This window comes from Dyadobacter sp. UC 10 (assembly GCF_008369915.1).
GTDB lineage: Bacteria > Bacteroidota > Bacteroidia > Cytophagales > Spirosomataceae > Dyadobacter.
This window is the reverse complement of record NZ_VSRN01000001.1, coordinates 1362350-1375034: the sequence shown is the minus strand read 5'-3', so window position 1 is coordinate 1375034 and position 12685 is coordinate 1362350. Positions and strand designations below refer to the sequence as shown.

The 12685-nt window shown below is 47.5% G+C and carries 13 protein-coding genes and 1 riboswitch; of the genes, 8 read left to right on the top strand and 5 right to left on the bottom strand.

Features of this window, described 5'->3' with window-relative positions:
* Nucleotides 1–173: 173 nt before the first annotated feature.
* A complete protein-coding gene (locus tag FXO21_RS05340) occupies nt 174–1868 on the top strand; it encodes an amino acid permease (protein ID WP_149639128.1) in 1695 nt (564 codons plus the stop codon).
* 2 nt (nt 1869–1870) lie between these two features.
* Here FXO21_RS05340 and FXO21_RS05335 read toward each other — a convergent pair whose 3' ends face one another.
* The 4 genes from FXO21_RS05335 to hxpB form a co-directional block, all read right to left on the bottom strand.
* A complete protein-coding gene (locus tag FXO21_RS05335) occupies nt 1871–2329 on the bottom strand; it encodes a hypothetical protein (protein WP_149639127.1) in 459 nt (152 codons plus the stop codon).
* A 39-nt stretch (nt 2330–2368) separates the two neighbouring features.
* The gene (locus tag FXO21_RS05330; protein ID WP_149639126.1) at nt 2369–2821 is read right to left on the bottom strand and encodes a hypothetical protein; all 453 of its coding nucleotides are present in this window, start codon (nt 2819–2821) and stop codon (nt 2369–2371) included.
* Nucleotides 2822–2896: 75 nt separating this feature from the next.
* Entirely contained in the window at nt 2897–4237 is a 1341-nt protein-coding gene (locus tag FXO21_RS05325; protein WP_149639125.1) for a sensor histidine kinase, read from the bottom strand.
* 216 nt (nt 4238–4453) lie between these two features.
* Nucleotides 4454–5128, bottom strand: a complete 675-nt coding sequence (gene hxpB / locus FXO21_RS05320) for a hexitol phosphatase HxpB (protein ID WP_149639124.1) — start codon at nt 5126–5128, stop codon at nt 4454–4456.
* A gap of 89 nt (nt 5129–5217) precedes the next feature.
* Nucleotides 5218–5313, top strand: a riboswitch (TPP riboswitch).
* Between the two features lie 93 nt (nt 5314–5406).
* Between hxpB and thiM the strand changes: the two genes are divergently transcribed.
* From thiM to FXO21_RS05285, 7 genes are all read left to right on the top strand, one after another.
* Nucleotides 5407–6204, top strand: a complete 798-nt coding sequence (thiM, locus tag FXO21_RS05315; protein ID WP_149639123.1) for a hydroxyethylthiazole kinase — start codon at nt 5407–5409, stop codon at nt 6202–6204.
* Nucleotides 6205–6218: 14 nt separating this feature from the next.
* Nucleotides 6219–6875 (top strand): thiamine phosphate synthase, encoded by a 657-nt coding sequence (gene thiE, locus FXO21_RS05310; protein WP_149639122.1) that lies wholly within the window; start codon nt 6219–6221, stop codon nt 6873–6875.
* A gap of 51 nt (nt 6876–6926) precedes the next feature.
* Nucleotides 6927–7769 (top strand): bifunctional hydroxymethylpyrimidine kinase/phosphomethylpyrimidine kinase, encoded by an 843-nt coding sequence (gene thiD, locus FXO21_RS05305; RefSeq protein ID WP_225865575.1) that lies wholly within the window; start codon nt 6927–6929, stop codon nt 7767–7769.
* On the top strand, nt 7766–8437 hold the full coding sequence (gene tenA / locus FXO21_RS05300) for a thiaminase II (RefSeq protein ID WP_149639121.1): 672 nt from the start codon (nt 7766–7768) through the stop codon (nt 8435–8437). Before thiD ends, tenA begins: the two co-directional genes overlap by 4 nt.
* Nucleotides 8438–8638: 201 nt before the next feature.
* On the top strand, nt 8639–10957 hold the full coding sequence (locus tag FXO21_RS05295; protein ID WP_149639120.1) for a TonB-dependent receptor: 2319 nt from the start codon (nt 8639–8641) through the stop codon (nt 10955–10957).
* Nucleotides 10958–11126: 169 nt separating this feature from the next.
* Nucleotides 11127–11396 (top strand): 2TM domain-containing protein, encoded by a 270-nt coding sequence (locus tag FXO21_RS05290; protein WP_149639119.1) that lies wholly within the window; start codon nt 11127–11129, stop codon nt 11394–11396.
* A 78-nt stretch (nt 11397–11474) separates the two neighbouring features.
* Nucleotides 11475–11969 (top strand): pyridoxamine 5'-phosphate oxidase family protein, encoded by a 495-nt coding sequence (locus FXO21_RS05285; RefSeq protein ID WP_149639118.1) that lies wholly within the window; start codon nt 11475–11477, stop codon nt 11967–11969.
* A 79-nt stretch (nt 11970–12048) separates the two neighbouring features.
* Here FXO21_RS05285 and FXO21_RS05280 read toward each other — a convergent pair whose 3' ends face one another.
* On the bottom strand, nt 12049–12588 hold the full coding sequence (locus FXO21_RS05280) for a YciE/YciF ferroxidase family protein (RefSeq protein WP_149639117.1): 540 nt from the start codon (nt 12586–12588) through the stop codon (nt 12049–12051).
* Between the last annotated feature and the right edge of the window lie 97 nt (nt 12589–12685).

Below are 12685 nucleotides of genomic sequence, written 5' to 3'. Positions count from 1 at the left end.
CCCAAATCAGATCAATAACACAATCTTCTTCGGTTTCATTTATAAAGCAAGAATTTTCTTCGGAAAGACACGGGCAAATCAAACAAATTTGCAGCCGGCTCGGACATGCGTTGAGAATATCATTATTTTAGCCAAACTTATCGCATTCCGGTACAAGGTAAATCAGCTCCTTCATGAAACAAAATTCTTCCCTATTTCGTAAAAAAACAGTTGAGCAAATACTGAAAGACGCGCATTCAGGCGAGCATGGAGGACTGGCCAAGATACTGGGCGTGCGAGACCTGGTCTCTCTCGGAATTGCCGCAATTGTGGGGGCAGGAATATTCAGTACAATCGGACTGGCGAGTTACAATGGCGGCCCGGCGGTGTCATTGCTCTTTATTTTTACGGCGATAGCCTGCGTGTTCACAGCATTGTCGTACGCACAGTTTGCAAGCACGGTACCAGTATCCGGTAGTGCCTACACGTATGCATATGTTGCTTTCGGGGAGCTTTTTGCATGGATCATCGGCTGGGCACTGATCCTTGAATACGCCGTTTCCAATATGGTGGTGGCAATATCCTGGTCGGAGTATTTTGTGAGTATGCTCAAAGGATTCGGAATTACATTACCCGGCTGGCTGACGATCAATCAGGAAACTGCATCGGAGGCATTTGCCAAAATGCAGACTCTGGGTGCAGCGCAGCTTTCCACTTACGAAAAGTTTGCAGCTACTGCCTACGAAACCGCCCCGCGGATCGGCGATTTTGCGATTATGCTCAACCTGCCAGCCGGCATTGTGACCTTGTTGATCACCGCACTGGTATATGTCGGTATCCGCGAGTCGAGGACCGCAAGTAATATCATGGTGGTTTTGAAGATCGGCGTGGTATTACTCGTAATTCTGGCGGGCGCTTTTTACGTAAAACCGGAAAACTGGTCGCCTTTCGCACCCAACGGAGCGAAGGGTGTTCTGAGCGGGGTAGCGGCAGTGTTTTTTGCTTTTATAGGTTTCGATTCAATTTCTACAACAGCGGAAGAATGTAAAAACCCGCAGCGGGATATGCCCAAAGCGATGATCTACTGTCTGATTATCTGTACCGTTTTATATGTATTGATCACGCTGGTACTCACCGGCATGGTTAATTACACCGAGCTGAAAGTGAGCGATCCGCTCGCATTCGTTTTTCAGGAAAACGGCCTGGATTTTATGGCGGGAGTTATTTCGGTAAGTTCGGTGATCGCGATCACAAGCGCATTGCTGGTGTATCAGCTGGGGCAGCCGCGCATCTGGATGACCATGAGCCGCGACGGATTGTTATGGAAACGTTTCTCTAAAATCCACCCGAAGTATCAGACGCCGTCCTTTGCTACTATCGTCACGGGTTTTGTCGTAGGTATTCCCGCATTGTTTTTCAAAATGGATTTCTTCGTCGATCTGACGAGCGTAGGTACTTTCTTCGCTTTCATTCTCGTTTGCGGGGGAGTGCTTTATCTCGATCACAAAGGCATTTCGGCCCATTCCAAATTTCGCGTTCCTTATCTCAACGGGAAATACCTGGTTGGGATATTGCTTGTAATTGCCATAGCAGGCCTTGCGATGTACGGTCAGGAAGTTGTTGCGGAATGGTCAGGATTGTCGGCAGCGGAAATTGTTGAACATAAGCTGCTTACAATTATTTTCTGGATCACCTGGATTGTGATGGCGGGAATGAGCTTCAAATACAATTTTTCAATTCTCCCCGTTGCAGGTATATTAACCAATCTGTATCTGATGACCGAATTAGGCTCGTCCAACTGGCTGATCTTTGTGATCTGGCTGGCGATCGGGCTGGTGATTTATTTCAGTTACGGATACCGTAAAAGTAAGCTGGCAGTGCAGCAGTAACGTTACTTTTTCTCCACTTTCAGCATAATCCGCCGGACTTCCTTCTGACGGGTAGTATCAAGCGTCGGGCCCGGATAGAGGGATGTAAGTATGAAACGGTACTGTTGTCCTGCAAAGGATTTATCGAGTGTATCGGCCATATTGTAGCTGCTTCTCGTTTTCGTGCTGTCCTTCTGAAAGAACCTGCAATCGCCGAGGCACATTTTCACATGCTCACTGACTCTCCCTTCTGTCGTGACACCCGTCAGTAGCAGGTCTACCGTCGCATATCCTGCCCAAACACAGTTTGCACCCTCAGGACAGCGGCTGTCTCCGTAACCGTAAAAGGTGACGGTCGCTTTTGGAACATCGTTTATATCGATGGTTTCCTTGTACGCGATACCTTCCCGTTTATCGATAGTGTTATTCTGGCAGGAAAGTACACACCCCAAGGCGGCAATCGTCAACAGAAGCTTTTTCATAACGTATAGATTTTAGTTCCTGGAAGATCTGGGGAAGCCTTACTGCCTCTCCACTCTGAGCCTGATCCGGTGATTCTCTTTATTTGGGGTATCGGTTGATTTTCGGGCAGGAGTCAGTGATGAAAGTATGAATCTGTATTGTTGTCCCGCAAAAGATTTGACAACCGTATCATTCACCATGCGGGCAATCTCGGTTGTGTCTTTGCGCACAACCCCGCACTCTCCCAGGCAAATTTCAACGTGCTCTTCAACCCGGCCAGTAGCTGTCACGCCCGACAACAGCAAGTCCACAAAAGCATAGCCTCCCCATATGCAAGTGAGATCTTCCGGGCAGCGGCCGTCGTAAAAATCGAAAAAAGTGAGGGTAGCTCTTGGCACGTCATTGATCTCGATCGTTTCCTTGTAAGCAAGGCTGTTATCTTTATCAATGTAAGTTTTCTGGCAGGAAAAAACGCAGCAAATCCCGGTAACGATCAACAGAAGCTTTTTCATAGAACGCTGATTAAATTTCTAGAAAAGACTTGTGTGGGGTAAAAAAGGTTGTAAGTATGTACGATTCTTACCGGCTTAAAAAATCAACGTAAAAACAGTCCCTTTTCCAACTTCGGAAGTTACATTCAGCTGGCCGTTATGTTGCTGCAGGATCTGGCGGGAAAGACTTAATCCGATACCCGAACCCGTTTTTTTAGTCGTATAAAACGGGATAAAAATATTTTCAATTGCCTCAGGTTCAATGCCGTCACCATTGTCGGCTACCTCGATCATCACCGTGTTGTCCGTTTGGTATGCTGATAGGGTAATAAGCCGGTTGGTCTGGTTGGAGAACGATTCCGACGCATTTTTGACTAAGTTGATCAGTACCTGCTGAATTTGACTGGCGTCGGCTTTCACAATCAGCGTTTCCGGTTTGACCGACAACTTCCACAATACACCCGACCTGACAAGATCGGTTTGCAGCAGCTGCAATACTTCGTGCAAAAGCTCGGAGACATTGTTGTTAGCAATTACGGGCTTGGGCAATGTCGTAAAATCGCGGTATGCATTCACAAACTGCATCATCCCTTTACTCCTTTTTTCGAGGGTCGATAATGCCTCTTTGAGATCATTCACAGCCTCCTGGTCACTCGTGGATTTTTCGATGTCCTCATTCACAATGAGCCGCATGGTACCTACCAGGGAAACGATCGGTGTCATGGAATTCATGATCTCGTGCCGCAAAACGCGCGTCAGGTTCTGCCAGGATTCTACTTCCTGCTGCTGAAGCTCGGTTTGAATATTCTGCAGAACCACGATCCGCACCCACATGCCCCGCAGCTGGATCGCTGCTCCCTGCAATGCAAGCGGCTGGTCGGAAGGGGTACGGTATAGCTCTCTCACGCCGCTGTTCAGGTTGGAAAGCAGCTCGTATAGTCTTGGGTGCTTGTCTTTTAGTTCGATCAGTTGGTGTAGCCGGTAGATACCCAGCATTCTTAAAGCTGCATTATTGATCAGATTCACCTGCCCGGTACTGTCGAATGTGATGAGTCCCGTGCCGATATGCTGTACGATCGTATTCAGATATTGCAGGTTGGCTTCTTTCTCAGCCCTGGCCTGCCGGAATGCATGCAAAACTTCATTGAATTGCTGGTTCAGCTCCTTGAACGTCCGCCCCATTTTATTGTCAGACCGGAAGTTGATCGTAAAATCGGAGTACCGGACGGATTCCAGAAAGTAGGTCAGCTTGCGGTTGACATTCGTAACATACTGATATAGCAGCGAAGCCTGGACGAAAATAAAGATCGTTCCAAGCACGTAAACAAGCATTTCATTGGTATGTCTGGCCGCAAGCCATGCCAATGCGATCACACTCAGGATAATAATTGCGATCCTGATCATGATCATAATACTGAAATGCCGGAGTCCGATCATGCCTGTGGGAAGTTAGGAAAAGGGTGGGGATGGTTGGTCATTTTTGTCATTGGTGGTCATTAGTTGTTATTATATAGTCAGGTGTTGTTGCAATTCTTTTCCAATGCTTTATTTGAGAGTGTCCAAAAAAACATCAAACAATCAATGACAACTAACGACAATCAATGACCACTAATGATCAATGACAAAAGCATCAACAATTAATCAAAATCCTCCTCACTCCTCCACCACACTCTGAGGTACCCCCGACATTTCGCCCAATATATATTTTTCCAGCGAGCTGATTTTGTAATGCGCCATATCAAATTTCGGATCCTTGAAAACTTCGGCCGCAGGTACCGAAATCGTGACCATTCCAGCCGCGTGCGCCGACCGTAATCCGGCGTGGGAATCTTCAAATGCAATGCATTCTTCCGGTTTCACGCCCAGTTTTTTGGCGGTTGTCAAATACACTGCGGGATGAGGCTTGGTGAATTCTTCCAGTTCCCCAGAATGCCAGGTATCGAAGAAATCGGTGATTCCCAGCCTTTCCAGCACACCTTCGATCAGCTCCATGTGGGAAGCCGAAGCTACTGCCAGTTTCAAGCCCTCCGCTTTCAGTGTTTTGAGCAACTCTATCGCACCGGGCATTGCTATGGCGTTGTTCAGGATCAGGGTATGTGCTTTTTCCAGGATCTCTTTTTCAAGCTCTTCAAAACTCGGGGTGTTCCAGGGTTGGATTTTATGACAAAAATCAAGGAAGAGCTTGATTGACAATCCCGTTGTCTGCAGTTTCAATTCTTCGGTCAATTTAAAATTAACTTTCTGCATTACTTCATGCGCCGCCTGGTGCCACATCGGTTCCGAGTCGATAAGCAACCCGTCCATATCAAATATTGCTGCCTTGATCATTATATGTTTTCTGTAAATCGAAATCTGCGCTTTCGGATTAGGTGAAATGTTTTTTAATAACTCCTTAAAACTACTACTTTCGCAAATAAGAATGGCTTTGGGGGTGTCCAAAAAGAGGACTGAGATTCATACCCTTTGAACCTGAAACAGTTGATACTGTCGGAGGAAAAAGCGTGCAGGGTGTTACTAACCCGTTCTTTTACGCAAATACAAAACCAGAAATAAGTCGAAGTTTCCCCCGGTTTGCCCGTTCCATCAGTCCGATTAAATACATTGATATGGATTTTCATTTAGAACAAAACCTTGTTAACCTCAGAAATACCACACCGCTGGTGCACAACATTACCAATTTTGTGGTGATGAACTACACGGCCAATGCATTGTTAGCTGCGGGAGCGTCGCCTGTAATGGCACATGCGGTGGAAGAAGTGGAAGAAATGGTGTCGATTTCAGGGGCTTTGGTCATTAATATCGGCACCCTCTCTCCGCCCTGGGTTGCCGGCATGAAAGCAGCTATGAAAAAGGCCGGCGAGTTGAGGAAACCCATCGTGCTCGACCCGGTAGGCGCCGGCGCGACCAGTTACCGGAATAATACTTTGACGGAACTTTTAGACGTAGCTTCCCCGGCGATCATTCGCGGAAATGCATCGGAAATATTGGCATTGGCCGGTGCTAATGTGCAGACAAAAGGTGTTGACAGTACCGCCAGCTCAGATCTGAGCCTGGAAGCGGCCTGGGCATTGAGTAAGAAATTTGACTGCGCAGTGAGTGTAAGCGGCGCAGTGGACGTAATCGTAAAAGGGAATCAAACCGCCTATGTTTCAAACGGCGTGGCTTTGATGACGAAAGTGACCGGAATGGGCTGCTCGGCGACTGCGATTGCGGGCGCGTTTGCCGCTACGGTCGCAGATCCTTTCGAAGCGGCCGTATCGGCAGCGGTAATGATGGGCGTTTGTGGTGAGCTGGCATACCGGAATGCCAAATCTCCCGGCTCGTTTCAGGTTGCATTTCTGGATTGCTTGTCTGATATTACGCCGGCACACCTGGCCGAACTTTCCAAAATCAAAGTATCCTGATTAAACAATATGCAATGGCAACTCCCGAAACCGATATTCAGCTTTACCTGGTAACCGACGAAGCCGCCTGTCTTGGCCGCGACTTGCTCTGGGTGGTTGAGGAAGCTGTGCAGGGAGGGGTTACCATGGTGCAGCTCAGAGAAAAAACATTGTCCACCCGGGCATTTATTGATAGGGCTAAACGGCTGAAAGCTATTTTGGAACCTTACAATGTGCCTCTGATCATCAATGATCGTGTAGACGTGGCGTTGGCAGCCAATGCCGACGGTGTGCATGTAGGACAGAATGATATGCCATTTGAACTATTGAACCAAATGCTGCCGCCTGAAAAGATCATAGGTATCTCGGTCGAGAATGATCGGGATGTAATTGAGGCAGAGGAGTGGGATATTTCTTATCTGGGCGTTAGTCCGCTGTTTGAAACACCTACTAAAACCGATACGCAAAAACCCTGGGGGCTTGACGGGCTTCGCGGGATCAGCACGCAAAGCAAACATCCGCTTATTGCCATAGGCGGGATCAACCTGACCAATGCCGGCGCCGCCATGCAAAACGGAGCCACCGGAATAGCGGTAGTATCAGCGATTTGCAGCGCAACTTCCCCCTACGAAGCCGCTTTCCGTCTGAAATCCATGATCCTGGCCGCCAAAGAACCAAACCATACCTCCTAACAACCCCGAACCACCCCATCAACCCCGAACCACTCCCAACCACCCCTACCAATGCCCAACCGCCCCCAACAAGCCCTGAACCGCTACCCAACCGTACTGACCATCGCTGGCTCCGATAGCGGAGGAGGCGCGGGTATTCAGGCAGACTTGAAGACCATCGCAGCTCTGGGTGCTTACGGAACTTCCGCGATTACGGCGCTCACGGCGCAGAATACATTGGGCGTGAGTGCAATACACCCTGTGCCGCCTGCATTTCTAAGGGCGCAGCTCGAAGCGGTATTTGAAGATATCACTGTTGATGCGGTCAAAATCGGGATGGTCAATACGATTGAAGTAGCGCTTGTGATTTCGGAGATCATTGCTAAATACAAGCCGGGATTTGTGGTGTTCGATCCGGTGATGGTTTCCACAAGCGGATCGAGGCTCATCCAGGACGAAACGGTTTCTGTACTCTGGGAGGCGCTTTTTCCAAAGGTAAACCTGATAACCCCTAATCTCGACGAAGCGCAGATATTGATCTCAGAGCAGATTGAATCGGTTGAGGCGATGAAAATAGCCGCCGAGGAAATGGTACGGCGGGGTTGCAATGCGGTTTTGCTAAAAGGCGGGCATCTCGTTGCCCCGGTGCTTTCTGATATTTTTGCCCAAAAAAACCAGGATACCCTGATTATGGAAAGCGAATATATCGACAGTCCGAACGTGCACGGCACCGGTTGTACATTGTCCTCGGCTATTGCATCATTTATAGCAACAGGAAATTCACTTCCCGAAGCAATCATTTTTTCAAAAAAATACATTTCAGGCGCTATTGAGGCTGGCAAAAATGTGACGACAGGAGCCGGGCCCGGACCGCTGAACCATTCTTTTTCTCCCGTTCCAATGCAATTAATATGACGAAATTTACGGACCTGCTCTGGGAGCAGACTTTGCCGATTTATGAAAAAATAAAGCTTCATCCATTTAATCAGGAGCTCCAAAAAGGTAGTCTGCCGCCCGAAAAATTTAGATATTACATTTATCAGGATTCACTTTATCTCGCCGATTTCGCCCGGGCAATTGCAATGACCGGTACCAGGGCAGCTAACAGTCATGAGCTGCTGGATTTCCTGGAATTTGCGCAAAATGCAATTTTAGTAGAAAGGGCGCTGCATTTGAGTTATTTCAAGGAATACGAGATTGAATTTGATTCGGGAAAGGGACCAGGCTGTTTTGCTTACACCAATTATTTGCTCGCAACCAGTGCATTTGAACCCTATGAAGTTTCAGTGGCTGCATTGCTTCCCTGTTTCTGGATTTACAAAAAAGTCGGCGACCATATTTACGCCAATCAAACCACCCCTAATCCATATCAAAACTGGATCAATGCCTACGCGGGCGAAGAATTTGCACATTCCGTTCAGAAAGCCCTCAACATATGCAACCAGCTCGCAGCGTCCGCGTCAGAACAAACCCGCCAAAGAATGATCGAAGCCTATATTACGGCAACGAAAATGGAATATTTGTTTTGGGATGGGGCGTATAAGCTGGATGGTGGCTTTGGGCTGTATGGTTTAGGATGTTAGCTGTTAGCCATTAGCCGTTGGCCTTTTTATGTTTTACTGATTTAACTTTAATCGTGTAAGATTACTCAACAGCCAACAGCCAACAGCCAATAGCCAACAGCCTAAGGCCTAAAGCATACAGCCAAAATACCATTCAATCAATCTTTCCGAAAAAAATTAGGGTAGCCCGTAGCTAAGTTGTCAAGACCGAAACAACTAGCTATGAAAAAGTATTTCTTCTCTCTGATTGCCGCCGCATTCGGCGTTGCGGCTTTTGCTCAGCAACCTACGCAGACTGTAAAGGGTCGGATCGTAGACACAGAATCACAGCAGCCGGTGATCGGTGCGAACGTGATTATTACTTCCCTCAATCCTATTCAGGGAGGGGTTACAGATACCGAAGGAAATTTCAGGATCCCGCAGGTGCCTGTTGGCAGGCATTCCATAAAAGTAACCTCGCTTGGTTATGACGATGCATTTCTGCAGGAGATTTCAGTAGGGTCGGGAAAGGAAGTGGAGCTGAATATGAGACTGACAGAATCCTTTAAAGCATTGGATGAAGTGGTTGTAAAAGCGCAGAAGGAGACCGGTGCACCGCTTAACGATATGGTCAGCGTGAGCGGGCGATCTTTTACGGTAGACCAGACCAAGCGTTTCGCCGCTTCCGTAAATGATCCGGCGAGGATGGCACTTTCATTTGCAGGAGTGGCCACCAATGACGACGGCGGTAACCAAATCGTCATTCGGGGTAACAGCCCGAAAGGGTTACTGTGGAGAATGGAAGGCGTTGAAATTCCCAACCCCAACCACTTCGCTGCCGAAGGTTCATCAGGTGGTGGTGTAAGTGCTTTGAGTGCCAATGTGCTGGGAAATTCGGATTTTTTAACCGGTGCTTTCCCCGCTGAATATGGAAATGCTACTTCCGGGGTCTTCGATCTGAAATTAAGAAAAGGCAATAATGAAAAGCGTGAATACGCTATGCAGGCCGGTGTATTGGGGCTTGATTTCGCAGCCGAAGGGCCTATCGGAGCCAAAGGTGGTGCTTCTTATCTGGCCAATTACCGCTATTCTACCTTATCCATTTTAAGTAAAGTAGGAGTGCAGGTTGGCGGTGATGCTGTCAACGATTTTCAGGACGGAGCGTTTAAAGTTTACCTGCCTTATGATGAAAAAGCGGTGGTTTCGGTTTGGGGAATGGGCGGGATCAGTACTTCCACCATCAATAATGAAGAGACAAAGGAGAAATTTACGTCCAACAGGGGAATTATAGGGGTAAACTATCTGCGCTATATCAGTAACAAAGCGTACATGGAAACCATCGTCTCGTATGCCGCGACCAAGCAAAGCGGTGATTTTGTAGACAAGGAGGATGGGACTGCGTTTCAGCAGAATTTTATCAACCAGACTTTAAGAATTTCGACGCTCTTTAATTATAAACTGAATGCAAGAAACACGATCAGGGCAGGAGCGATTATCAATCATATGGACTTCAATCTTTTTGACCAGGATAATGAAGACGGACCCTGGGTTAAAAATGTCGATCAACAAGGCAGTACACAACTTTTTCAGGCTTACGGACAGTTAAAGTCGCGGCTTTCGCCGAATGTTACCGTCAATGCAGGGGTACATGCGATGTTGCTGGGGTTGAACAAACAGCATTCCATTGAGCCGCGTGTAGGACTAAAATGGGCAGTTGCGTCAAGGTCAACGGTTAGTTTCGGGGCTGGCCTGCATAGTAAAACGGAATCCATTTCTACCTACTTCACACAAATCAAGGCCAGTGAGGGCCAGGATAATCTGATCAACAAAGACCTCAAACTAATGAAATCGGCACATTTGGTAGCGGGGTATGAATTCAGGCCTTCGGCAAGCTGGCGGATATTGGCAGAAACCTACTATCAGCATCACTATCACGTCCCGATAGGCCCGGCGAACACAACCAGTCCGTTTTTGCTGCATAATTCCCTGATGAACGAAATATCAGGTTTCGTAAGCGATTCCCTGGTGAGCGAGGGGACCGGCAAAAGCTATGGTCTGGAGCTTACAATCGAGAAGTCGCTGACAGGCGGGATTTATCTGATGAGCACTACCTCGCTTTACCAGTCCAAATACACAGGCCGCGACGGCATTGAGCGGGACAGCCGGTTTAACGGGAAGTTTGTGCAGAATCTCCTGGCTGGGAAGGAGTGGCGTGTCGGTAAAAACAAAACGAACATTTTTGCAGCAAATATCAAGCTCCTGGCCGCAGGAGGCAATATGTCTACGCCGGTCGACCTCGGAAAATCGCGGGAAAAAGGCAGGACCGAGCGTGATTGGACAAGAAGCTATTCGGAGCAACTTCCCCATTATTTCAGGGGCGATGTGCGCGTGAGCTATACGAAAAACAAGAAACGTACCGCGTCGACGATTTCCCTGGACGTTCAGAATGTGACCAACCGGTTGAATGCATTTGACAGGTACTATGATAAAAAAACAGATCGGGTGAAGTTGATCACGCAAACCGGGCTGATACCCGTTTTAAATTACCGGCTTGAATTTTAGAAGGTACATTGAAGTTTACCCCTGCATTTCGTTCTTTCGTCGGGGAATTTCTACACTCCGTCGGGTGAAGATTGAATTCAGGCCGCCAGTTCGTTAGTTTTGAGTTATAGCTCCTGAACATCAGGATATTATAGGCAACTGATTCATCTAACCAAAAAACGAAAAGAAGATGGAAACTCCGCGTGATGCAGTTCTATGGAAAAAGGCGAAAAAAAGGGCAGCTTTCAAAATTCATTTGCGCACCTACCTGATCATCAACGCCGGCCTGTGGCTATTGTATTTCTTCACACACTATCCAAATTTCAACCCCATTCCCTGGCCGGTCTTTCCGATGCTGGGCTGGGGTATCGGGCTGGGAATGCATTATTTTACCGCATACGGCAATCTGGATGAAGATGCGCTGGCCAAACGGGAATATGAGCGGCTGGTAAGGGAATAGACTTTGCTCGTTTCCCCTATGGAATGGTTGTTTTAGGATCTTTTGATAAATGATTCATAAGACAAACTAAACACCATCATGGAAAAGGATTTTGAAGATCAAGAAGCGATAAAAAAATTGAAGTCGCTGGCTGAGGACATTCGTTTTTGTATGTACACCACTTACAAAAACAACCGGATCGATTCACGCCCGATGACTACGCAGGAGATTGATAATGAAGGAAATGTGTGGTTTTTTGCTAGTCGTAACTCCGAGCCGGCCAGTAATAACGGCGAGTCGGTAACCCTGATTTATTCAGAACCTAAAAACAATACCTACCTGAGTATTTCCGGTAATGCCGGACAGGTTCACGACGAGGCGAAAAAGGAGGAACTGTTCAATGTCATGTCGAAAGCCTGGTTTCCGGAAGGAAAAGACGATCCCGATCTGGTGCTAATCAGGGTTGTAACCGAAGAGGCTGCATATTGGGATGCTACATCTTCGAAAATGGTCGTATTCTTCTCGATGCTCAAGGCGGCATTAACCGGCACAACGCCGGAAGGAGGTGATCACGGAAAGTTGAATCTGACCTAGTGTACTATCTTTATACAGAAAAAAAGTGGTGACCCGCATCAGGCAGGTCACCACTTTTTGTTTTAACACATATGCCAGTTTATTCTACACTAGCCTCCTCGTTCACGTAAGCCTCTGCCAGCTCAGTCAGCTTGTGGTCGGTTTCACCTTCCTGATCAAGTGTTTGCTGAAGCATTTCTGCGGCATCGTTGTGGCCCAGTGTCCGGGCGATGTTGCGCAGGGTGCCATAGGAAGCAATTTCATAATGCTCCACTTTTTGCGCGGCCATAATGAGCCCGCAATCGCGCACCATTGTTCCTTTGTCCGTACTGGTAATGATCTCGTTAGCCTCCTCGATCAACCCTTCCATAGCAGCACATTTTTTTGCCTGCGCTTTTTCTCCTAGCATTTCAAAAACCTGTTCCAGGCGGGTCGCATGCTCTTCGGTTTCAGTGGTATGCTGCTCAAAGGCTGCTTTCAGTTCGTCGGAAGTTGCATTTTTGGACATTTTCGTCAATGCTTTTGCCAAATGCTTTTCAGCCCAGTAAATGTCTTTCAGGCCGTCTACAAAAAGTTCTTTTAATTTTTCACTGTCATTTCCTGTGATTTGTTTGGTGGCTTTGCCTTTCGTCGCTTTCATGATTGTTGATTTTAATGGTTAAGATTGTTGATTGGTTGAATGTGGTGCATCCAACTGAGGCAGCCGTTATAAAAAATCCATTCCAATACCCTGAGTG